Source organism: Bacillus sp. CDB3, assembly GCF_002081505.1.
GTDB classification, from domain to species: domain Bacteria; phylum Bacillota; class Bacilli; order Bacillales; family Bacillaceae_G; genus Bacillus_A; species Bacillus_A cereus_AT.
Genome location: NZ_ALBR01000075.1, coordinates 48,702 through 71,834 on the forward strand (window position 1 = coordinate 48,702; position 23,133 = coordinate 71,834).

A 23,133-nucleotide genomic window follows, 5' to 3' on the forward strand; every position below is an offset into this window, starting at 1 on the left:
AATAATCTCCAAGTTTCTACAATTTTCATTATACATATAATATGACGATTGTGAATATAGTTTTTTGTTTTTTGTTAAAATTTTTAATAAATTATTTATTTTTTATTTTTTGTAAAGGAATACATTAACATTGCTACCATCATCTTGAAATTAGGGCTTCAATTGCGTATAATTTTCAAAAAATTATTTATATTACTTATTATAACTTTTATAGTATAATAATTCTAGTAATATTTTGACGGAGGGGAATATTTTGAATAAAGTTTTTTTTCATTCTTGTATACTATTTTTTGTAGCGATAATCGCTTCTAGTGTTGGCGCATTCCTCGTTTCATCTCAGTTTTTGTTGAATTTTGTCAACATCTCATTCTATATCTCATTGTTTTTTATTCTTATAGGTGGTTTTTTATACATATTTCAAAATGGATTTTTTAACGTAACAATTTACGCATTCCAAAGAGTATTTGGTACGAACAAAAAAATTGACTCTTTAATTGAAGAAGCAGAGGAACCTACCGATAAAAAAGAACGTATTTATAAAACATATTCATTCAAATGGACGTATCCGATTTGTATTACTGGTATCGTACTTGGTCTGTTCTCGACTCTCATTAGCTTTACTATTTTGATGTAGTTTGCAAACGCTATTCCATATGATATAATAATCAGCAAAACATTTTGTTATAAAACTTTAGTTCTTTCATATTAAAAGGGCTCAGTTAACAATAAATAAATTTATATGTATGCGATGATAAAGAAGAGTACATATTGAGGCAATTTCAGAGAGCTTGTGGCTGGTGTGAACAAGTAATTGTGCAATATGGAATGGGCTTTTGAGCACCAAACCGAACCGTGAGTAGTAGGCTTTGGCGTTATATCCAGACGTTATTATGGATCTGAGAGATTTCACAACGGTGAAATAATTAGGGTGGTACCGCGGTCCATTCGTCCCTATGTAATTTGGGATGAATGGGCTTTTTTGTATGCCTTCTCTTCCCTATCACACATTCAAATTTAGGAGGAATTACTTATGTCAGTTATCTTTTCTGGTATTCAGCCAAGTGGAACAATTACACTTGGAAACTATTTAGGAGCTATGAAGCAATTTACAGAGCTTCAAAACGAACACGACTGTTATTTCTGCATTGTAAACCAACATGCAATTACAGTACCCCAAGATCCAGTACAACTTCGTAAAAACATCCGCAGTCTTGCTGCACTATATGTTGCATGCGGCATCGATCCTGAAAAAGCTACTTTATTTGTACAGTCAGAAGTACCAGCACACGCTCAACTAGGATGGATCATGCAATCAGTTGCTTACGTTGGAGAATTGGAGCGTATGACACAATATAAAGATAAAGCTTCTGGTAGAGATTCAGTTCCGGCTGGATTACTTACGTATCCACCATTAATGGCTGCTGATATTTTACTTTACAACACTGAAATCGTGCCTGTTGGTGATGATCAAAAACAACATATGGAATTAACACGTGATCTAGCAGAGCGTTTCAACAAACGTTTCCGTGAAGTGTTCACAGTTCCTGAAATTCGCATTCCAAAAGTAGGAGCTCGCGTTATGTCATTAACAGAACCTACGAAAAAAATGAGTAAATCTGATCCAAATCCAAAATCAATGATCAGTATGCTTGATGAACCAAAAACAATTGAAAAGAAAATTAAAAGTGCTGTAACTGACTCTGAAGGTATCGTGAAATTCGATAAAGAAAATAAACCTGGTATCTCTAACTTATTAACAATCTATTCTTCATTCTCTGGAAAAACAGTTGAAGAAATAGAAGCAATGTACGAAGGAAAAGGATACGGCGACTTCAAAGGCGACCTAGCACAAGTAGTCGTAGAAGCAATTCGCCCAATCCAAGACAAATATAACGAACTAATCAGCTCCCCAGAACTAGACGAAATTCTAGACAAAGGTGCAGAAAAAGCAAACCGCGTTGCATTCAAACAACTACGCAAAGTAGAAAACGCAATGGGATTAAGTAGAAAACGTAGGTAACTTATAAAGCGGAGGCGACTGTTTAGCCCTGACGGCTAAGGTTCTTTCCCACAGAAGGTGCTTTTTACCTTCTCGTGGGGAAGGTTCTTAGACGTGAAGGGCTAGGAGCCGGAGCTGGATTTTATTATAAAGCGGAAGCGGCTCGTTCAGCTCTGACTGGCTAAGGTTCTTTCGCATAAAAGGCGCTTTTTGCCTTCTTATGCGGAAGGTTCTTAGACACGAAGAGCTTGCCGCTGGAGCTGGATTACTAAAAAGCGGAAGCGGCTCGCTTAGAATGTGAGGAGGATGGAGCTCCTGACCTAGAGGCGCGAAGCCACCGAACATTCTTGCCAACTCCATAAAAAAACCGCCAATTGGCGGTTTTTTAATTTACCTTCTGCTCATTTTCCATTTCCCATAGCTTTTCAAAAAACGGCTGTCCTTTTACAAGACGCTCACATAATTGTTCGTGTTTCTCAGACCATCCAGTTTTCGCTTCATCATAAAGTTTAGCCCAAATATCTTCAAATTCCATATGTTGAACCATTCCGTATGCTGATGGATCCCACTCTGTGAACCAGTAGCGAATTTCAGCTGGATTTTTCGTTGTATGTAATTGATCTAACGCCATAAATAATAATTGTTTTAGCTGTCTTTCTTTACGAGTCAAGCCATTCATAATGAAAGGAGATGGTGATAAAATATGATGTTCTTTTTCAATTTCTTCTACCTGGAACTCATACTTTTCTGCTTGCACATTTTCTACCATCTCATATACCATCTGCTCTTGACGAGGTATAAGCCTACTTTTTCTAATTGGCACATTATAGCCGATTGAATCAATCGCAATAATTCCTTTTCCATCTGTAACTACAAAACAATATTCTTGTTGCAAACGTTCGTGATTTTTACGAATATAAGCCTTATGATGTACGTCTTCCAGTAACTTTTGCGGAAGCTCTAACAATTCGTTCTCGATGTAATGATATAATGTGGAATCTACTTTTAATAATGGCACTTGATCTAATAGCTCAATCGTATCATCTTTCCGCCACTCGTAAAAATGACAAACGTTATACCCATTCTCTTCACCTTCAAACCAATTTACCCATACATCATGTAGATATAACATTCTCTACCCCTCACTTCACTACTGTTTGTACCAATCATTATGTTCATTTTTGCTTAACTTTATTCCACTTGAGGAAATATATTCTAATTATTATTTTTTCTTCTATAATATATAAAAAAAACAAGAGATAGCTCTCCTGTTTTTTTACGAAACATGAAATGTATTTGCTTTATTCAATATTTCTTTCGCATCTATAGATAATAAAGAAAGTGTATCTTCTCCTTCAAAAGCTACGCAATCTTTTACAATATGGAATCCAAGTGCATAGCCAAGCATTTTCGGATACGGGTGCAGTCCATTTAATAAAACATCATGCTCCCTCGTACCTCTCTTTACATCTATTCGTTCTTGTATTGAATTTCTCCAATAATAAATAGCATCTTCTTTTGAAATGTAAGTAGTCCACGGTGCGCATCTTTTTTCTGTATACCTTTCATATACAGCTTGCTCAGCTAATCCTTCCATAATCATCGTATCAAGTAATGTATACTCTGTTTCTTTCGTCTCAATTTGATGCAATCTACATATATGGTGATATTCATGCGTTAATAAAGCTTTTAGTTCCTCTACTGAATTACGTCCACATACGAATAAGAAAATAACGTGACGCATAGATAAACCAGCCTTTCCGTTATACTCTTCTTGTACAGTTCGATTATATGAATCTGATAATAAAATAAAGATAGGAACATCCGGACCTTTTAACCAACTTTTTAATTTTTCATACTCCATGCTAAGTTCTTTCCAAATTTCTTTTTTCTCTAATTCTTTAATTTCCTGCTCACCCCGCATTACCGGGCGATACATACCTCTAGAGATTAAAAAGCGATACAACCTCTCTTTTGGCAATGGAATATACTTTGTAAATTTCTCACAAAGTTTTTCTGGGCGTCCATAATACAGGTGTAACCATTTTGTCGTATCAACAACCCCCATCTTCATCCCTCCTTTTTTTATGTATATGCGAAAAAAGGAAAGAGCGTAAAAATAAATAAGGTGTTTTTTCGTAGTTTGTTACGAAAAAACACCTTATTTTATCTATTATTTATACGATTTAAATACTAATACTGCGTTATGACCACCGAATCCTAATGAATTACTCAATACCGCGTTTACTTCTTGATGTCTCGCTTTATTTGGTACGTAATCTAAATCACAATCTGGATCTGGCGTTTCATAGTTAATTGTCGGAGGAATCACTCCGTCTGTAATTGTTTTAATAGAGAAGATCGCCTCAACAGCACCCGCTGCTCCTAATAAGTGACCTGTCATTGATTTCGTTGAGCTAATCGCTACTTTATATGCATGCTCGCCGAAAGTTTCTTTAATTGCCATCGTTTCATACTTTTCATTCGCATCTGTACTTGTACCATGCGCATTAATGTAATCAATATCTTCTGGCTCTAGACCTGCATCAGCTAAAGCTTGACGCATTGCACGCACTCCGCCTTCACCGCCAGGAGCAGGCATTGTAATATGGAACGCATCACCCGTTGCACCATAACCAGCAATTTCCGCATAAATATGGGCACCACGTGCTAACGCGTGCTCTAATTCTTCAAGAATAAGAATTCCTGATCCTTCACCCATTACAAAACCGCTACGGTTTTTATCGAACGGACGGCAAGCCGTCGCTGGATCTTCATTAAATGTTAATGCTTTCGCTGAACTAAATCCAGCAAATGCCATACTTGTTAACGGTGCTTCTGCTCCGCCCGTTATCATCGCGTCAGCATCACCACGCTGAATTGCTTTAAATGCATCTCCAATTGAGTTTGCACCAGATGCACAAGCCGTTACAGAACAAGTGTTAATTCCTTTTGCTCCTGTAGCGATTGATACTTGACCTGCTGCCATATCTGGAATCATCATTGGTACGAAGAATGGACTCACACGGCGTGGACCTTTTTCAGTAAAAATCTTAAATTGTTCTTCGTATGTTTCCATACCGCCAATACCAGAACCAATCCATACACCAATTCGAGGTCCGTTTTCTTCTGTAATTTCAAGGTTCGCATCCGCAACTGCCATTTTCGCTGCTGCTACTGCATATTGTGTAAAGCGATCCATACGGCGCGCTTCTTTTTTATCAATATATTTCTCAACTTCAAAGTCGTTAATTTCTGCTGCTACTTTTGCTGGAAACAGTTCTGGATCAATTCTTGTAAGTCGTCCGATTCCAGATACACCCTTTTTAATGTTTTCCCACGCTGTTTCAACATCTGTTCCGATCGGTGTAACAGCTCCTAATCCTGTAATTACGACCCTCTTTTTTTCCATACAAAATACACTCCTTTTTTTCTCTCAGTCCTTATTTACCCCAACGAAGAGCGACTGCTCCCCATGTTAATCCGCCGCCAAAACCAACAAGTATAATTAAATCACCGTCTTGAATACGTCCATTTTGCAATTCCTCTACCATCGCAATTGGAATTGAAGAGGCTGATGTATTACCGAACTTTTCAATTGTCATACTCATTTTTTCTTTCGGTAAATTTAATCTCTCTCTTGCAGATTCCATAATACGAATATTCGCTTGATGTGGTACTAAGAAGTCCACATCCTCTTTCGTAAGTCCTGCTTTTTCTAACACACGAAGACAAGAATCACCAAGTTGACGAACGGCAAATTTAAAGACTTCTCTGCCATTCATCATAACATACTCGTCTTGATAAAGATGCTTACCACCACTTCCGTCCGCTCCTAATTCGAATGAAAGTACACCTTTTCCTTCCGAAACAGCTCCCATTACGATAGCACCTGCTCCGTCCCCAAATAGTACTGCTGTATTTCGGTCGTTCCAATCTACAATTTTGGATAGTTTGTCACTACCAACTACTAATACATTTTTATAAGTTCCCGTTTGAATAAATTGCTGCGCTGTAATCATTCCGTACATAAAGCCAGCACACGCTGCACTTAAATCCATTGCAGCTGCATGTTTTGCACCAATTGCTTCCTGAATTACACAAGCTACTGCTGGGAATGCGCGATCCGGCGTTACTGTTGCGACTAAAATAAGATCGATATCCTCTCCGCTAATTCCTGCATCTTCAAGTGCTTTTTTAGAAGCCTCTACCGCCATATATGAAGTATCTATTGTATCATCGGCAATGCGTCTTTCTGCAATTCCCGTTCTCGTACGAATCCATTCATCAGATGTATCTACGATTTTCTCTAAATCGTGATTTGTGACTACTTTTTCTGGCACATATCTTCCGATCCCTAAAATGCCCACGTTCACATCGCAGCCCTCCGTTTTATATCAATTATTATGACTTGGTACTAATTTTAAAACATAAATGTACTTTTGTCTAGAATATATTTCAGCTAAAAAATAAAGACGGCGTATTACCAACTTTATTTTTCATTAAAAGAAACAGAAAAATCCCCTCCTTTTTGAAATACAAATTATTCCATCATCTTGTCCTTACTTCACTCAAAACAAAAAGGCCCTTACCGCTTCTACTCACGGCTTGAGCCTCCTCCCCTCCAAAAGACGGGTTAATTCTTTATCAGCTTCCCTTCAAAACTAAGACCTTCTCCTCATCACCGCTCTGGCCTTACCTCGCTCGAAACAAAAAAAGGCCCTTACCGCTTCTACATACGGCTTGAGCCTCTTTCCCTCTCAAAAAAGAAGGTTTTTTTATTCTTTATCAGCTTTCCCAAGCTCATATGCTTCGCCCATTACTTTCATCAATAGCTCTAACACCGGCTGTGCTTTCTCCATATCAAGTGCAATTCCATTATCATCTAAAATTGCCTTAGCTTCTGGTAAATGCTTCATTGCGATTTGTAAAAATTGCATGCTTTTTTCGTTCATATATGCTCTTCCTCTCCAATAAAACTTTAAATTTATAGTCCATACAATAGTGTAACACGTACACTACCCTTCGTATAACTCTTTATATTTTTTCATATGTGCCAATTGTTTATTTAAACCAAATTCTAACGGCGTATTTCTTTTAAGAGAAACAACCTCTACCGCTTCATTTCTTATATGCTCATCTTTTTTGTTTACCTTACCATCTGCATGTAAAAGGCTCATACCTTTTTCCCATAATGCTTCTTTTCCACTAAGTAAATTATATATACCGAGGTGCTTTACATTCATTCCATTTTCCCATAAGTATTCACATACATCTTCAACGTAAAGTAAATCACTTCCTTTTTCTCCACTTATACAACGGCACTCTTTTTCATCGAGTTCTGATAAAATGAGCTGATGATACATCATAAACGACGGTTGCCATGGCCCATATACTGTAGGAACTCGATATGCACTATACTGTAATTCTCCTTTTTTCAACCCTTCTTCCACTTTCGAAAACAGACGTTTGTTTTCAGATTCTTCAGCGCTTCCTATTTCAATAGAAGAAATTAGATTTAACTTTACTTTATTTTTTTCACACATTCTTACGATTCGTTTTAAATATTGTAATATGACTCTTTCATTCCGAAAGCCACTTTGCTGATTCGGCTCATACAAACAAAAATAAACTGTATCGAAACTCTCTTCCTCTACCGATCGCCATCCGTCTTCATCCCTTATAGAATAGTACGTAAATAACGCATTTCGCCCAATCAACAATAATTTCTCTTCATTAATTTTTGTCATACTATCAAATTCATCAAAATCAAGACCATATACTTCTACTTCTTCTGCAATCATTTTATTCACAAGGTGATAACCTACAAACGTAAGTGCACCTATAATCAGCACGCGTTCCATACCACCAACCCTTTCCCCTTGAAACAAATAGCTCCTCATTTATGTATATGGGAGCTTCACAATTCTTCTTCATATTTTTTAAAGAAATCCGTCGTTTGTCTAACCATTTTATATTTCACATCTTGAAGATGGAATAAGACAGAAGTATCACATTGATTGAATTGCCTCATTTTCTCGTATTTACGTAACAATTGTTTTCTTCCTCTTTTTTCTTGTGTTGATACGAAAATTTTAACAGGTACACAAGACGGAAGAAGCGTAAATGATTTCTTATTTATTTTTGATTCTAATTCCTCTTCTTTGGAATCATACGCCAAACTTAATTCCTTCACTAATCTTTTGTAAAAAAACTTATGCTCTTTTTCGAACTCCACATATTCTGGCAAATCTAAACACGGATTTAACATAATGACAGAACGTATACTTTCAGGGTATTTGTTCATCATTTCAAGCGCTACAAGCGCACCCATACCATCTGCCATAATGTGCATTTTCGTATTTAATGTCTCTTTTCTCAAAACAACATCATATAAACGTTTCGCTAGGCGAACAGATTGGTCATTCCCCCAGTGTCTTCCATATAAATTAGAAGAAAAGACCGTGTAGCCTTCCTCAATAAGGCCATGTAAAAAATAAGATCTTCCCGCATGCTGTGTCCATAAACTTGTACCATTCTCAATAAAGTAGTTGTAATCACCGAGGAGCATAACTGAAAACCCATTTGGCTTCTCCGGTAAATAAATGACACATGGTTCTTTTTCTAAGTAAAAAAAACGTTCCGTAATACTCATTTTTCCCCCGCCTTATTTTCTAAACGTATAAAACCACTCTTTTATAATGTATGAACGGAATGCAAATTTGCGTTGAAAAATCTACAAATATTTTTCTATATTCTTTTTTCAATTGTGTTACAATAAGGACAGATTGAACGAATAGAGGTGTAAAATATGCGTTTCATTTGGGCATTAATTTGGTCGTTCGCGCTTGTACATATGATGAGCTATGTAATCGGCTCTATGACTGGCGGTACATACGATTTTAACCAAGCGTCTATTTTCTCAGTTGTTCTTGCGGTATTAGTATTAGCGATTTCAGCTGCAATTCCAAACGAGCCAGTAGAACAACACTAAAAAGAGTCCGGATTTTATCCGAACTCTTTTTTATTTTCATTTCACATGAACGACTAATTCATTATTTTCTTCATCGACAACTACGTGACTATTATCCGTAATCGTTCCTGCAATTAATTCTCTCGCTAATTTCGTTTCCACTTGACGCTGTACGTATCGTTTTAATGGACGAGCTCCGTACATCGGATCAAAGCCAGCTTCTACAACAAATTCTTTTGCAGAATCCGTTAATTCCACTGTAATGTGACGGTCAGCTAAACGACCTTGTAACTCTTTTACAATTTTATCAACAATACCTTTAATTTCATTCGTTGTAAGAGGTTTGAATAAAATAATTTCATCGACACGGTTTAAAAACTCTGGTCGGAAATGTCCTCTTAATTGTCCCATTACAAGTTCTCTTGATTCTTCTTTAATGGAACCATCTTCTTCTAATCCATCTAACAAGTGAGCAGATCCAATATTTGAAGTCATAATAATAACCGTATTTTTAAAGTCTACTGTACGTCCTTGTGAATCTGTAATGCGTCCATCGTCTAACATTTGTAATAAAATGTTGAATACTTCTGGATGCGCCTTTTCGATTTCGTCTAACAAAATAACAGAATACGGTTTACGTCTTACTGCTTCTGTTAATTGTCCGCCCTCTTCATATCCAACATATCCAGGAGGCGCACCAATTAAGCGTGACACTGCGTGTTTCTCCATGTACTCAGACATATCGATACGAATCATTTGCTCTTCACTGTCAAATAACGTTTGTGCTAACGTTTTTGCAAGCTCAGTTTTACCAACACCTGTAGGTCCTAAGAAAATAAATGAACCAATTGGACGATTCGGATCTTTAATTCCAGCGCGAGCACGAAGTACTGCATCTGATACAAGGCTTACCGCTTCCTCTTGACCGATAACACGCTCTGATAAAATTTGTTCTAGACGTAATAATTTCTCACGTTCACCTTCAACGAGTTTTGCGACAGGAATACCAGTCCAGCGTGAAACAATATCTGCAATTTCTTCTTCACTTACTTCCTCACGTAATAAACGATTTTCTTGTTTATTATGCGCACCCATTTCTTCCGCTTCTTTTAACTCTTTTTCAATTGCAGGAATTTTCCCGTGACGAAGTTCAGCTGCTTTATTTAAATCGTAATTACCTTCTGCTTCTTCTAATTCACGGCGCAAGCGCTCTAAATGTTCACGTAAGTCACGTACTTTGTGAATGTCTTCTTTTTCCTTCTCCCATTTCGCTCTCATACCGCTTGCAACTTCTTTTAAGTCCGATAATTCACGTTGTAATGTTTTTAGGCGTTCTTGGCTACCAAAGTCCTTTTCTTTCCCAAGGGCAGCTTCTTCAATTTCTAATTGCATAATACGACGCGTTACTTCATCTAATTCTGTTGGCATAGAATCAATTTCTGTTCGGATTGTTGCACAGGCTTCATCGACAAGGTCAATTGCTTTATCGGGTAAGAAACGATCTGAAATATATCGATCTGATAATACCGATGCCGCTACAATTGCACGGTCATGAATATTTACACCGTGATAAATCTCAAAACGCTCTTTTAAACCACGTAAAATTGAAATTGTATCCTCAACAGTTGGCTCTTCTGCTAATACTTGTTGGAAACGTCTTTCTAACGCTGGATCTTTCTCGATATATTTACGATATTCATCGAGCGTCGTTGCCCCGATACAATGCAGTTCACCACGAGCTAGCATCGGTTTTAACATATTCCCTGCATCCATCGCTCCTTCTGTTTTACCAGCGCCGACGATTGTATGAAGTTCATCAATGAATAATAAAATACGCCCTTCACTCTTTTTAATTTCATTTAATACAGCTTGCAGGCGCTCTTCAAACTCACCGCGGAATTTTGCTCCGGCTACAAGGGCACTCATATCTAATGCAAAGATTGTTCTATCTTTTAACCCTTCTGGTACATCTTTTTTCACGATACGCTGTGCTAATCCTTCAACAATTGCTGTTTTACCAACACCTGGCTCACCAATTAAAACAGGATTGTTTTTCGTTTTACGTGAAAGAATGCGAATAACGCGGCGAATTTCACTATCCCGTCCGATAACAGGATCAATTTTCCCTGCTCTCACTTCCGCCACTAAATCACGGCCATATTTTTCTAACGCTTCATAAGTTGCTTCTGGATTTTGACTAGTCACTCTTTGATTCCCCCGAACTGTCATTAAAGACTGTAATAAGTTATCTTTCGTAATATGAAATCTCGTAAATAATTGATTTATATCGCCTTTTTCTTCAGAAAAAGCAAGCAATACATGTTCGATTGAAATGTAATCATCCTGCAATTTCTCTGCTTCTTTCCCTGCTCTTACAAGCAGTTGTTGCAAAGCACCGGTTACATATAATTTCCCCGCCTCTGCTCCGCTTCCAGTTACAGAAGGCTTTTTCTTAATTAAACTTTCGGCGCCTTGCTTTAACGCTTCTATATCGACATTCATTTTTTGAAAAATACGTACTGCTAATCCGTCTTGCTGCTCTAATAACGTAAGCAATAGATGAACAGTATCTACTTCTTGATGATGATGAGATACCGCTAAAGACTGAGCACTCATAATCGCTTCCTGTGTTTTCGTTGTCATTTGATTTAAGTCCATCTTTACCGTCCTCCAAATGTTTGACTTTCTTTGACCTTTGATTTGATTATACGCCAACTGACTTTTTTATACAATAATTTTGCTTATGTATTTCAAACTTATTATTGGAAAATGCAAAAAGTAACATTCATTTTCCTAATCAAAAAAGCCGCAATAACGATTGCGGCTTCTGTTACGGTTTTCTTTTATATGTCCACTGACGGTTATGATTCGTGTTATCTGGAAACTTTTCACCGGCAGTTAATTGTACCATTTGCGGATTTTTCACCATACTTCCCGTTTCACCAATTTCTACGTAAATGCCATCATTTGGCGCTTTTTGCCCTGATCGAAACCTGCGATTTTGTCCCATTTCCATTCTCCTTCCATGACGTCTTGCCTCATTAGTATATCCATTTTAAAAGAAAGCTTTTCTGTCATGTTTAGGAAACAAGTACTACGGTTTACCCATATACATATATATAATTACACAAGCTTAAGCAGGAATTATTGGCATATTTGTTGAAAAAAAAGAAACCAACCTACTTTAGGCCAGTTTCAAAGGAGAGTCAAACATATACGAGAAGATTACATGTTCATTATAAATCGCATTGTTCAAACAATATAACCCTTTTCACAAATTGTCCATAATGAAAGAAACATTGTTTGAACTTTCTAAAAAGATGTTGACTTTTCCTAATTTCCAATGAGAAATAGTAGACACCACAGCGCTTCGCGACGTAAGATGGATATATAGTGAAACTTTCATTTACAGTAGTTTCACCCAGTCTAACCTCTTATTTCTGCATATTAAAAACGGAAATACAGATCGAAACAAAAAAATTATTATAAGAGGTGAAATTATGAATAAACAACATTTAATCGCATTAGACTTAGACGGAACTTTATTAACAGACAACAAAATAATTTCTCCAAGAACTAAAAACACAATTGCAAAAGCAAAAGAACAAGGACATATTGTTGTTATTTCAACAGGGCGTCCATTCCGCGCTAGTTACGATTATTATAAAGAACTTAGCCTTAACACACCAATCGTAAACTTTAATGGTGCTTACGTGCATCACCCACTTGATTCAAGTTGGGGAACACATCACTCTCCTCTTGAACTTTCAACAGCGCAAGAAATTGTCCGAGCTTGCTTTGATTTCGGCGTAAAAAATGTCTATGCTGAAGTCATGGATGATGTGTATGTCCGTGAAATTGATGAAGATAAAAAACATATTTTTGAATTCGGTTCTCCAAAGATTTTCACAGGAGATTTATTAAATATTTTAAACGACCATCCAACTTGCTTATTAATCGATGCACATGATGAGCATTCCGCTGCCATTCGCCAGCATTTAACAGATATGCACGCTGAAGTCATCGATCATAGAAAATGGGGTGCGCCTTGGCCAATTATTGAAATTGTAAAAAGCGGCCTAAATAAAGCTGTCGGATTACAAAAAATTTCAAGTCATTACAACATTCCAAAAGAGCACATCATTGCTTTTGGTGATGAGGATAACGACTTTGAAATGATTGAATTTGCTGGTCATGGAATCGCAATGGGGAATGCAATCCCTGAATTAAAATCACTCGCAAATCATACGACATTAACAAATGAAGAAGATGGTATCGCTCTATATTTAGAAGAGGTTCTTGGGTTGTAATCTAAAAATTCCCTGCTTATAGTTTCTCGCCAAACGCTCATACTATTATTAGACGCACAGAAGCGCGTCAATTGTTTTCAGCTAAATAAGGGGGGTTTTTCGAATGGGTAAAAAGAACAAATCAAAACGTTTTATCCAACAAGGAGCCGATTCTATTATGAAGCATGATGCAAGATTCCCGTACAGAGGTACATTAGCTGAGGCAGAAAAAGCAAGAAGTAACTCTTCATTTGGAGGGGTTTAAATGGGGAACTTACTATTCCAACAAGCTAGAGACGCTGTTGCAAGTGCCGTTTCTTGTTCAAGTGGTGCTGAACAACAGGAACTCGTTTATAGAGCAAAAAACTCTTTGCACTCTGCTTATGCAAACTCTTCAACTGCTGAAAAAGTTCAGCTACGTGAAATGCAGGAGCAATTGCAAAACATTACGAATTCGCATTAAAAAAGGAGGACCAGCTTTGGTCCTCTTTAATCTTTTCTAAACAATCCAAACACACCGACCGTTTGCAGTATATTTGTAAATGCACCTGGGTCCACCTGTTTAATAACCCTCTCTAATTCGTACAACTCGTAACGAGTAATAACAATCATTAACATTTCTTTATTTTCATTTGTATAAGCACCTGTTGCTGGTATAGTTGTAATCCCTCTCACTAAACGAGAGTGAATCGCTTTTCTCACATCTCCCCCGTTCTTTGTAACAATTAGTGCCGTAATCTTCACGTGACGGGTATGAATCGCATCAATAATTCTCGTTGATACGTACAAAGTGACTAAAGTATATAATGCCTTTTCCCATCCATATACGTAGCCAGCAGCGATAATGATAAGTGCATTAAAGAAGAAAAAATACGTACCGACAGGCTTATCTTTTATTTTAGATAAAATCATGGCGATAATATCTAAACCACCTGTAGAAGCACCCCACTTTAAAGCAATCCCTACCCCAATCGCTGAAATAATACCACCAAAAATCGCATTCAATATGATATCGTTCGAAACCGCTCTAACTGGGATAATTTCCAAAAACAAAGTCATAAATACAACGCAAAGAAAACTAAAAAATGTAAAAGCCTTCCCAACCTTTTTCCACGCTAAAATAACGACAGGAATATTAAATAAACTAAACAATACACCCGTAGATATGTGAATAGATAAAAAGTCACCTAATATTTGTGATAATAATTGAGATAATCCAGCAAAGCCACTCGCATATACTTTCGCTGGCGTTAAAAATAAATTCATCCCAATCGCATTTAATAAACCTGCAATAATCACAACGACTAACTTCTTAATAAGTTCCGTATAATTCAGCTTCAAATCCATTTCTAATCCACCTTTAGTATTCATGAATGCACCACTATACATAGTCTTTACGAAAAAGGAAATGATAAACATACAACGTTTAGAAATGGAGTTGATACATATGCCACATACGAGCGATAACGACAAAAAAGCACGCGATAATAATGCAAAGCGCACTCAAAAAAATGAACAAGAGCAAAAAAATATTCAGCAAGGAAAACGTGCATATTCTAAGAAAACCGATCACCTTTGATTACATCGTACATCAACATTAATGTTGATGTACTTTTTTTACATTTTACAGAAAAAAAACATTAAAAATTCACTTCATGTTCACTTCTATATTCTACAATAGCGATAACATATTCGGATGAGGTGTTAGCATGAAAGGAAAAAGTATATTCATTATCACTGCACTAATAAGTATAATAATGCTATCTGCTTGCGGACAAAAAAATGACTCGGCCACAATCGCCACAACAACCAACTCAACCATTACGAAGAGCGATTTCGAAAAGCAATTAAAAGATCGCTATGGAAAAGACATGCTATATGAAATGGTAGCACAAGATGTTATCACTAAAAAATATAAAGTATCTGATGATGCAGTAGATAAAGAAGTAGAAAAAGCAAAAAATCAATATGGAGACCAATTCAAAGCAGCACTAGAAAATAATCGTTTAAAAGATGAAGAAGATTTCAAAGATCAAATTAGATTCAAACTCGCATTGAATGAAGCGATTAAACAAAGCGTTACAGAAAAAGATGTAAAAGACCACTATAAACCAGAAATTAAAGCTAGTCACATTTTAGTAAGTGACGAAAATGAAGCAAAAGAAATAAAGAAAAAATTGGATACCGGCGCTTCATTTGAAGAGTTAGCAAAACAAGAATCTCAAGATGTACTATCAAAAGATAATGGCGGAGACCTCGGGTACTTCAAGGCAGGAAAAATGACACCTGAATTCGAAAAAGCTGCCTATAAATTAAAGGTTGGGCAAATTAGCAATCCCGTTAAATCAGCAAACGGCTATCACATTATTAAACTAACTGATAAAAAAGATTTAGAACCTTACGATAAAGTGAAAGACTCTATACGTAAAGACTTAGAAGAAGAACGTATTGCCGATCCTTCCTTCGGTCAACAATTATTACAAGATGAATTAAAAAAGGCAGATATTAAAATAAATGATAGTGATTTGAAAGATACATTTTCTCATCTTTTCGGGAAAGAGAACTAAAATAAAGCACGATCTTATTTGTTCAAATAAGGTCGTGCTTTTTAATCTTTCATCAATATTTTCGACTTTTACCGAACGCAAAAAGAACTACCTCCTCCCTAATAAACTTAGAGAAAAGATAGCTCTTTTTCATTCACTTTATTTCTTAAAGTAAGTCCAACCTTCTTCTTGGTAAATCTTCTCTTCTTTCATCAACTTACCAAGTGCACGCTTAAATGCAGCCTTACTCATATTGAAACGTTCTTTAATGTCTTCTGGGTGACTCTTATCCCAAAACGGCATTGCTCCGCCTCGTTCTTCCATATATGCATAAACTACTGCAGCATCATCTTCCATTCCTTCTTCTTTACGAGGAAGAAGTGAAATGTTGATTGTACCGTCATCTTTCACGTCAATAATACGGCCTGTTACGCGCTCACCGATGCGGACTTGCTCTTTTCTTTCTGTATGGTGTAAGAAAGCACGAAAATGCTCGTCAGTTAGTATGAATGAACCAACTTGAAGTGAGCGATACACACGTCCATTTACATTTTTATTACGCATAGATGGCGTTGCATCTACGATAATTTCTTGCATATCACTATCTCTTGCCGGAAGAGCAATTAAACGATCACGATTCGTTAATTTTAACGTACAATATAATTCGTCACCTTCTTGAGGCCATACTGGCATATAAATCGGGAACTCATCAAGTGGAATTAGTATATCTTTTGATACACCAATATCAACAAACACACCTAAACTAGGAATAACTTCTACAACCTTTACCCAATTCCAATCATGTGTTGTAATAATTGGTTCCTTCATTGTTGCTGAAATACGATTTTGGTGATCAAGGTATAAGAATACATCAATCGTATCGCCTTCTGCAATTTCTCCAGCTAATTCGTTTTTATGTAGGAAGATTTCTTCCTCTTCGTTTCCAACCATATATCCGATTTCCGTTTCGCGTAAAACAGTTACCTGTTCAATCGATCCTAATTGCAAATACATATTTTTTAATTCCCTTCTATATATATAAAGTTATCTTTTTTATCATTCCAAACAAAAGTTAATTATAACACGATTTTTCCTTTATTTGTCCAACTGCCCAAAATTCACTATAATTAAATAAAGACTGTATCTATAGGACTATATTACCCTATGGGCGATTAGTCAAAACACTTAAGTTGCAACACTCTATCTAATCGATGTATTTTCCGCTATACTTTAATATGTATATTACATAGCCTATTTAGGTGCATGAAAAGATAGAAATTTATTTGGAGGTGCTAACTATGGCAAAAGAGAGTTCTTTTGACATCGTTTCGAAAGTAGAATTACCTGAAGTAACAAACGCAATTAACATCGCATTAAAGGAAATCCAAAACCGATATGACTTTAAAGGAAGTAAAAGTGATATTAAATTAGAAAAAGAAGTACTTGTTTTAACTTCTGATGACGAGTTCAAATTAGACCAAGTAAAAGACGTTCTAATTTCTAAACTTGTAAAACGTAACGTTCCAATTAAAAACTTGGACTATGGAAAAGTTGAAGCTGCATCTGGTAACACTGTTCGCCAACGTGCAACTCTGCAACAAGGTATCGATAAAGATAACGCGAAAAAAATTAACAACATCATTAAAGAAATGAAATTAAAAGTAAAAACACAAGTACAAGATGACCAAGTACGCGTAACAGCGAAAAGCCGTGATGACTTACAAGCAGTAATCGCAGCCGTTCGCAGCGTTGACTTACCAATCGACGTACAGTTCATTAACTATCGCTAAAAAGAAAAACTCCTCTCATTAGAGGAGTTTTTCTTTTCTATCTAAATTATGACCTTATCTACGCTTCTTTTTAACCGCAATTAAAAAAGTAATAAACAATACGTTCACACCAACTATTAAGGAGATAAATAACCAATTCACACCTGTTTCTTCACTAACTTTATACACATTCGATTCCTCACGCTTTAAAACGAGATAAAAATTTCCGTTTTCTTCTCTTATAATTTCGTCTTCTAACAATCCTCTTAGCTCTTGTTTTTCACCAATTGCACTTACAGGTAAGGAAACTTTTTGTGTTTCTTTCGTATTATTAATCGCTACTAATGTTACTTCATCTTTATACTTTCTTTTTAATACACTCATTCCATCTTTATCATATAGAAGTTCAAACGTACCGCGTCGTAAAGATGGTCTCGTTTGTCTAAGTTCACCTAGCTTCGTTATGTGTTGCATAAACTTTTCATCCGATTTAAAATCCATTAATCGTCTATTATCTGGAGCATCCCCTCCATCTAATGCGATTTCAGTTCCGTAATAAAAATTCGGTATCCCCGGGGATGTATATAAGTAAGTGATAGCTAGTTTTAAACGAGACGGCGGGTAATACATATTTTCTTTTGCAATACGCGCAAATCGCTTTGTTTCTTGATTATCTAAAAACGTAGCGAATTCCTCTTCTTTTCCACTCACATCATATAAAGGTTTCACAGACATATCTGCTTTTGAAAATGACTCTACTATTTTTTTATAGTACTCATTATCTTCCTTTGTCATAATGCGAAAATCTTTCTTTACCTTCTGCAAATCCTTTTGCACTTCATCCCAAAAAGCACGCGGCTTTTTTTCACTATGTATCACATAACTTCCGTCTAAATCAACTTCTTTTATCCACCATTTCATCGATTCTATTAATTGTTGTTCATTTTCTTCATACGGAAATTGAAAGACAACTTTCATTCCTTTTTTGTGAGCCTCATTTACAAGTTCTTTCACATCATTTTCTGTTCCGAAATGTTCATTTACTTTTTGAAAGTTTCGAACGCCTAATCCATCATACTTTTCACTTTCAAAAAGCGGCGAAAGCATAATAGTAGTAAAACCCATTTCTTTTATGTAATCCAATCTTTTTATAATCCCTCGTATATCTCCGCCCTGATACCCCTCTAAATTTCCAACGTCTAACTGTTTGTCATTTTTCGGTTCTCCATTATTGAAGCGATCAATCATAATGGAATATATGACTTCATCTCGCCACTCTCTTTTTTCGTCTGCAAAAGTATGTATTGGTACAAACAAAACGACAGCTAAACAAAAACAAATGAATAGTTCCTTAGTCCATATTTTTTTCACACGCATCCCCCAAACTTCTAATTGTAAGAATATTATACCAATTATTAGAACAAATCGCATACGCTGATTTTATCCCTCTAAAATAATTCATGTTAGATTTTCTAACATCATTCAAAAAGTTTTCTGAATTTTTAGTTGATTTTTATTTCTTTTTCGAATATGATATGAAACATAACAAAACGATGTTATTTTTTCTAACATAATAGGAGGAGAGAGAATGAATACGGGAGATACAGTTTTTATGTTTGTAACGACAGTAATGGTCATGTTGATGACACCAGGATTGGCACTTTTTTATGGGGGCATGGTTCGCAGTAAAAACGTACTCAGCACGACAATGCATAGTTATAGCGCAATGGCTATCGTTTCGATTCAATGGATTGTTATCGGTTATTCTTTATCATTCGGACCAGATTTGCACGGGCTTATCGGCAATCTCGATTGGTTCGGTCTAAACGGAGTTACCTACGCACCAAACCCAGACTACTCATCTACTATTCCTCACAATTTATTTATGATGTTCCAACTTATGTTCGCTATTTTAACTCCCGCTTTAATTTCAGGTGCATTCGCCGAAAGAATGCGATTTTCCGCCTTTCTTATTTTTATCCTTCTTTGGACAACAATCGTTTACAATCCTGTCGCTCATTGGGTGTGGGGCGTTGGCGGGTGGCTAAGAGAACTTGGTGCGTTAGACTTCGCTGGTGGTAATGTCGTTCATATCACATCTGGTGTTGCCGGTCTTGTATTAGCTATTTTCCTAGGAAAACGAAAAAACATAAGCGGTACCTCTCCTCATCATTTACCATTTACAATGCTAGGCGCAGGCTTACTCTGGTTCGGCTGGTTCGGTTTTAACGTCGGTAGTGCATTATCTTTAAATGACGTAGCTTTAACTGCATTTATTAATACAAATATAGCCGCTGCCGCTTCAGCTCTAACTTGGATGCTTTCTGAATGGTTCTTCCAATCAAAACCGACTGCGATGGGAGCTGCTTGCGGGGTTGTTTCTGGTTTAGTCGCAATTACGCCAGCTTGCGGATTTGTTACACCTTTCTCCGCTCTTCTTATCGGAGCAATTGGCGGCATATTATGCTTCAGCGCCGTTTTCTTCTTAAAAACGAAATTCGGATACGACGATACACTCGATGCATTTGGATGCCACGGCATCGGAGGAACTTGGGGCGGTATTGCAACTGGACTTTTCGCAACAACTTCTATAAATAGCGATGGTGCTAACGGATTATTTTATGGAAACGCAGTTCTCCTTTTCAAACAACTTGTAGCAATCGGAGCAACATATGCATTCACGATCATTATGACGTATGCCATTATTAAAGCGATTAACTTCTTCCTCCCCGTTCGCGTCGATGAGCACGAAGAACAAATGGGGCTTGATATTTCGATGCATGGGGAGAAGGCTTATGAGTATACAGAAAGATCCGTGAACTAAAACTTACAAACATACGAAAAAGGTGTACTCCGTTCTAACACGGGGTACACCTTTTTCGTATATTCATAACAACACAAACATTCCGAACTATCGGTATATAAATATCTTTATCTATCTATTCATATAAACATCTTACCTTTTTAATAGCGAATTTAAAACAAGTTGCACAGCAACAGCGTCATCTAAATAACCAATAGGAAAAATGTAATCCGGAATCACATCAACTGATAGAATAAAATAGATAAGAGCACTTCCCATTAAAGCTAGTTCTACAGGTGTCCCCTTCTTTTTCGTAAATCTCTCATACAATTCTTTCAAATCATTAATAAATGGCCCAATACTACTTACCTTCTGAATCTTCTCAGTAAATCCCTTTTCAATCGTTTCTTTTCCTTCTTCTGTTTGCGAATATTGTTCGTAATTAGCCAATTGTTGCTCTACATTCGCGATACTAAACTTTTGATCATATAACTGTGAAGATTCAAGTAAATGTTCAATGTTATTAATGGATACTTGAATATCGGATTGTTCTTCCTGCTTTGTTTCAATAGAATAACCTGCCGCCACAAATAAATCTGCAATCGGAATACCAAGGCAATCTGCAAACTTTTGCAAATGCTTCGGATTTGCTTTTCGCTTCCCATTTATAATCATTGAAATAGTAGCAGTATCAATTCCAGTAAGCGCACTCAGTTTTCGCATTGACAAAGACTTTTCCTTCAGTAATTCTTTTAATAACAACCCAAGTTTACTTCTTTCAGTTCCTTCAGACATATTCCATTCCCCTCTATTCATGAGAATAATCATAGTTGACACATGCAAGATAACTACAACTTCTATACAATCATATTAACAAATTTTTTTGTCGAGTTACAAGGTATGAGTTCGTAATATATGTTTACATTTTGCAAACATATATTACAAACTCATAAAATAAAGCCATCTCAAAAAATCGAAATTTTTCAAGACAGCTTCTTCTGCAAATTTTAATAGCACAACTTATTGCAACAATTTTCTCAATAAAAAAAATATGCAACTACAAACAATATAAGAACTAATAAAAATGAAAAACGCAACTAGAAATGAATGGTGCAAGGAAAAAGTTAGTACTGTTAATAACGAAGACAAAAAGAATATATCTAATAAAATAAAATATCCTGAACTTAAAACACTTTCTACTAATTGTAATTCAGCCTCAAGCTCAGAGTACTTCAATCTTTTATAAAGCAATCTCACTTTCTCTCACCTTCTATTCATCTGATATTAAAACTATCATCCCTTTCTCTTTCTATAAAGTGAAACTTTAATCAGTGGGGGGTTTGTTCATCCCCCACTAATTATTAGTTGAACCAATCGAACTTTTACGAGCAGCCCGACTCCCACCTAACTTCTTTGCTTTACAGCTGAATTTTGAGGCGAGAGTCTTACTGCCCGCAATTAGCGGGATAAATCAATCAAAAAACGCAGCAAATGCAATAATTAATAGTAACGTTCCGCTGATCAATGTTCCAAATTGTCCTAAAGTAAATTTCCCAATACGAACGTGAGCTATCTTTCTCCCTAATGCAACTCCGCCCCAAACTGTTATGAAACTACCAATTGCCGCAGCCACACATATTGCTATCGGATTCAAACCGAATAAACCAGCACCTAATCCGTTCGTTAATGCATTAGCAGACAGACCAACGCCAAGAAAGATAGATTCTACAAATCCGATTCCTCCAGATTCACCTATATTTTTCGTTAAACCATTTATTTCCGTAGATGCTACTTCACCTTCCGCACCTTCTACCACCTTACGAGGAATTGCTAATAATACAATTCGAAGACCAATGACAACTAATAAGAAAGAACCAATGACTACTGGCATAATCCCAGGCAAAATTTTCGAAAGCCATAACCCAAAATAAATCCCGGCCACACTAAACAAAAAGCAAATAACCGAAATGATAAGATTGGAAAAATGACTAATTCGTATGTTGCGAATACCGTAAGAAATTCCCACCCCTAAGTTATCAATGCTTGATGAAAATGTTAGTGCTAATACCATCATCCATGCTGTCATTTAATTCATTCACTCCTCCGCACGAAATATAACTCTGAATATTAAGACAATTTACGTGACATACATAGTATGGAATATGAATAAGGGAGATACAAACTCCCTATATTCCTTCCACTTAATCCCCTTCCTCCCTTAAAAGCGAGGAAGAGTGAACCATTTCATTATATTCATACGATTTACTTTTCCTTTTTCACGAACAGAGTGAAAGATTTCACCAGTGAAAGATCCCATTTTCGTAGCAACCTCTTTTTGCATCGCTTTATTTTCTGATGCCGCTTTTACACTTAAATCTAATGCCTGCTCAAAATGCTCTAACGCTTTTTCCAAATGATAATCTACATCTTTTTCTACAGCTTTATGCATCATGCTTAATCTCCTCCTCTTCATCTTGCGCTTGTTCAGCTGCCGCTTCTATAATTTCTTGTTCATCAGTAGTGTCATCTTCCACATAAGAAAGTTCTTTTTCAAATTGCTTTTGCATCCTATCCATTTTCGCTTCCACAATAATATCTTCTACTTCTTCTTTAATTGTTTCAAAAGTAGACTTCACACCTCTTGCTCCTGATTCAACAAGCGGACGAAGTGTATTTCTTACGACAGGTAATAAAGCCGCACTTGCTAACGCTAAAGTAGAACCAATAACAACTTTTCGTATCATTTTCATTGCT

At 36.4% G+C, this 23,133-nt stretch carries 27 protein-coding genes and 1 other annotated feature; of the genes, 10 read left to right on the plus strand and 17 right to left on the minus strand.

Translation table 11 applies throughout. From position 1 onward, the window contains the following. Positions 1 to 253 precede the first annotated feature (253 nt). Together CDB3_RS18365 and trpS are read left to right on the plus strand one after the other, a co-directional pair. Entirely contained in the window at positions 254 to 634 is a 381-nt protein-coding gene (locus tag CDB3_RS18365) for a DUF3899 domain-containing protein (RefSeq protein WP_044741196.1), read from the plus strand. Positions 635 to 739: 105 nt separating this feature from the next. Beyond that, positions 740 to 956 (plus strand) — a binding site (T-box leader). Between the two features lie 74 nt (positions 957 to 1,030). Beyond that, the gene (gene trpS, locus CDB3_RS18370) at positions 1,031 to 2,020 is read left to right on the plus strand and encodes a tryptophan--tRNA ligase (protein ID WP_000110997.1); all 990 of its coding nucleotides are present in this window, start codon (positions 1,031 to 1,033) and stop codon (positions 2,018 to 2,020) included. A 364-nt stretch (positions 2,021 to 2,384) separates the two neighbouring features. Here the strand turns inward: trpS and CDB3_RS18375 are convergent, their stop codons facing one another. The 7 genes from CDB3_RS18375 to CDB3_RS18405 all read right to left on the minus strand — a co-directional run bounded on the left by CDB3_RS18375 (position 2,385) and on the right by CDB3_RS18405 (position 8,654). Then, positions 2,385 to 3,131 (minus strand): YjbA family protein, encoded by a 747-nt coding sequence (locus CDB3_RS18375; protein WP_000966130.1) that lies wholly within the window; start codon positions 3,129 to 3,131, stop codon positions 2,385 to 2,387. Positions 3,132 to 3,275: 144 nt separating this feature from the next. Beyond that, positions 3,276 to 4,067, minus strand: a complete 792-nt coding sequence (locus CDB3_RS18380; RefSeq protein ID WP_128855480.1) for a DUF2268 domain-containing putative Zn-dependent protease — start codon at positions 4,065 to 4,067, stop codon at positions 3,276 to 3,278. A gap of 105 nt (positions 4,068 to 4,172) precedes the next feature. Then, positions 4,173 to 5,411 (minus strand): beta-ketoacyl-ACP synthase II, encoded by a 1,239-nt coding sequence (gene fabF, locus CDB3_RS18385; protein ID WP_128855481.1) that lies wholly within the window; start codon positions 5,409 to 5,411, stop codon positions 4,173 to 4,175. Positions 5,412 to 5,442: 31 nt separating this feature from the next. Beyond that, positions 5,443 to 6,375, minus strand: coding sequence for a beta-ketoacyl-ACP synthase III (gene fabH, locus CDB3_RS18390; RefSeq protein WP_001100550.1), 933 nt, complete (start codon positions 6,373 to 6,375; stop codon positions 5,443 to 5,445). 402 nt (positions 6,376 to 6,777) lie between these two features. After that, positions 6,778 to 6,954, minus strand: coding sequence for a ComZ family protein (locus tag CDB3_RS18395; protein WP_001003333.1), 177 nt, complete (start codon positions 6,952 to 6,954; stop codon positions 6,778 to 6,780). Positions 6,955 to 7,017: 63 nt separating this feature from the next. Next, the gene (locus CDB3_RS18400) at positions 7,018 to 7,890 is read right to left on the minus strand and encodes an NAD-dependent epimerase/dehydratase family protein (RefSeq protein ID WP_128855482.1); all 873 of its coding nucleotides are present in this window, start codon (positions 7,888 to 7,890) and stop codon (positions 7,018 to 7,020) included. A 29-nt stretch (positions 7,891 to 7,919) separates the two neighbouring features. After that, entirely contained in the window at positions 7,920 to 8,654 is a 735-nt protein-coding gene (locus CDB3_RS18405) for a lipase family protein (protein WP_000028709.1), read from the minus strand. 156 nt (positions 8,655 to 8,810) lie between these two features. On the opposite strand from CDB3_RS18405, the gene CDB3_RS18410 reads away from it, so the two are divergent. After that, complete coding sequence (locus CDB3_RS18410) at positions 8,811 to 8,993, plus strand: YjzD family protein (RefSeq protein ID WP_001211112.1); 183 nt, start codon at positions 8,811 to 8,813, stop codon at positions 8,991 to 8,993. Positions 8,994 to 9,029: 36 nt separating this feature from the next. On the opposite strand, the gene clpB is transcribed toward CDB3_RS18410, so the two are convergent. Both clpB and CDB3_RS18420 read right to left on the minus strand, forming a co-directional pair. Next, positions 9,030 to 11,630: an ATP-dependent chaperone ClpB gene (gene clpB / locus CDB3_RS18415; RefSeq protein ID WP_128855483.1), complete on the minus strand. Its 2,601-nt coding sequence runs from the start codon at positions 11,628 to 11,630 to the stop codon at positions 9,030 to 9,032. A gap of 172 nt (positions 11,631 to 11,802) precedes the next feature. Next, positions 11,803 to 11,982 (minus strand): YjzC family protein, encoded by a 180-nt coding sequence (locus CDB3_RS18420; RefSeq protein ID WP_000531422.1) that lies wholly within the window; start codon positions 11,980 to 11,982, stop codon positions 11,803 to 11,805. A gap of 490 nt (positions 11,983 to 12,472) precedes the next feature. On the opposite strand from CDB3_RS18420, the gene CDB3_RS18425 reads away from it, so the two are divergent. The 3 genes from CDB3_RS18425 (at position 12,473) to CDB3_RS18435 (ending at position 13,724) form a co-directional block, all read left to right on the plus strand. After that, entirely contained in the window at positions 12,473 to 13,282 is an 810-nt protein-coding gene (locus tag CDB3_RS18425; RefSeq protein ID WP_128855484.1) for a Cof-type HAD-IIB family hydrolase, read from the plus strand. 103 nt (positions 13,283 to 13,385) lie between these two features. Beyond that, positions 13,386 to 13,526: a hypothetical protein gene (locus CDB3_RS18430; protein WP_000516818.1), complete on the plus strand. Its 141-nt coding sequence runs from the start codon at positions 13,386 to 13,388 to the stop codon at positions 13,524 to 13,526. Then, complete coding sequence (locus tag CDB3_RS18435) at positions 13,527 to 13,724, plus strand: DUF3813 domain-containing protein (RefSeq protein ID WP_000527405.1); 198 nt, start codon at positions 13,527 to 13,529, stop codon at positions 13,722 to 13,724. A gap of 26 nt (positions 13,725 to 13,750) precedes the next feature. On the opposite strand, the gene CDB3_RS18440 is transcribed toward CDB3_RS18435, so the two are convergent. Beyond that, a complete protein-coding gene (locus CDB3_RS18440) occupies positions 13,751 to 14,608 on the minus strand; it encodes a YitT family protein (protein ID WP_000364457.1) in 858 nt (285 codons plus the stop codon). A 100-nt stretch (positions 14,609 to 14,708) separates the two neighbouring features. Here CDB3_RS18440 and CDB3_RS18445 point away from each other — a divergent pair, with 100 nt between their 5' ends. Continuing rightward, positions 14,709 to 14,840, plus strand: coding sequence for a DUF3941 domain-containing protein (locus CDB3_RS18445; protein WP_001120851.1), 132 nt, complete (start codon positions 14,709 to 14,711; stop codon positions 14,838 to 14,840). Between the two features lie 130 nt (positions 14,841 to 14,970). Next, the gene (gene prsA / locus CDB3_RS18450; protein WP_128855485.1) at positions 14,971 to 15,828 is read left to right on the plus strand and encodes a peptidylprolyl isomerase PrsA; all 858 of its coding nucleotides are present in this window, start codon (positions 14,971 to 14,973) and stop codon (positions 15,826 to 15,828) included. Positions 15,829 to 15,966: 138 nt separating this feature from the next. Here the strand turns inward: prsA and CDB3_RS18455 are convergent, their stop codons facing one another. Further along, a complete protein-coding gene (locus CDB3_RS18455; RefSeq protein WP_128855486.1) occupies positions 15,967 to 16,821 on the minus strand; it encodes a CvfB family protein in 855 nt (284 codons plus the stop codon). 284 nt (positions 16,822 to 17,105) lie between these two features. Here CDB3_RS18455 and CDB3_RS18460 point away from each other — a divergent pair, with 284 nt between their 5' ends. Then, positions 17,106 to 17,597 (plus strand): YajQ family cyclic di-GMP-binding protein, encoded by a 492-nt coding sequence (locus tag CDB3_RS18460; RefSeq protein ID WP_002149870.1) that lies wholly within the window; start codon positions 17,106 to 17,108, stop codon positions 17,595 to 17,597. A gap of 54 nt (positions 17,598 to 17,651) precedes the next feature. Here the strand turns inward: CDB3_RS18460 and CDB3_RS18465 are convergent, their stop codons facing one another. Beyond that, positions 17,652 to 19,007, minus strand: coding sequence for an alpha-amylase family glycosyl hydrolase (locus CDB3_RS18465; protein WP_128855487.1), 1,356 nt, complete (start codon positions 19,005 to 19,007; stop codon positions 17,652 to 17,654). 157 nt (positions 19,008 to 19,164) lie between these two features. Here CDB3_RS18465 and CDB3_RS18470 point away from each other — a divergent pair, with 157 nt between their 5' ends. Then, a complete protein-coding gene (locus CDB3_RS18470; protein WP_128855488.1) occupies positions 19,165 to 20,400 on the plus strand; it encodes an ammonium transporter in 1,236 nt (411 codons plus the stop codon). A 132-nt stretch (positions 20,401 to 20,532) separates the two neighbouring features. On the opposite strand, the gene CDB3_RS18475 is transcribed toward CDB3_RS18470, so the two are convergent. From CDB3_RS18475 to CDB3_RS18495, 5 genes are all read right to left on the minus strand, one after another. Beyond that, positions 20,533 to 21,174, minus strand: a complete 642-nt coding sequence (locus CDB3_RS18475; RefSeq protein WP_128855489.1) for a helix-turn-helix domain-containing protein — start codon at positions 21,172 to 21,174, stop codon at positions 20,533 to 20,535. Positions 21,175 to 21,399: 225 nt separating this feature from the next. Then, entirely contained in the window at positions 21,400 to 21,636 is a 237-nt protein-coding gene (locus CDB3_RS32995) for a hypothetical protein (RefSeq protein WP_071770321.1), read from the minus strand. Positions 21,637 to 21,850: 214 nt separating this feature from the next. Then, on the minus strand, positions 21,851 to 22,465 hold the full coding sequence (gene ytaF / locus CDB3_RS18485) for a sporulation membrane protein YtaF (RefSeq protein WP_128855490.1): 615 nt from the start codon (positions 22,463 to 22,465) through the stop codon (positions 21,851 to 21,853). A 132-nt stretch (positions 22,466 to 22,597) separates the two neighbouring features. Continuing rightward, positions 22,598 to 22,831 carry a hypothetical protein gene (locus tag CDB3_RS18490; protein ID WP_128855491.1) on the minus strand — a complete coding sequence of 78 codons (234 nt, stop codon included), beginning with the start codon at positions 22,829 to 22,831 and terminating at the stop codon, positions 22,598 to 22,600. Next, positions 22,821 to 23,123 carry a hypothetical protein gene (locus CDB3_RS18495; protein ID WP_002087012.1) on the minus strand — a complete coding sequence of 101 codons (303 nt, stop codon included), beginning with the start codon at positions 23,121 to 23,123 and terminating at the stop codon, positions 22,821 to 22,823. Before CDB3_RS18495 ends, CDB3_RS18490 begins: the two co-directional genes overlap by 11 nt. Positions 23,124 to 23,133: the final 10 nt, after the last annotated feature.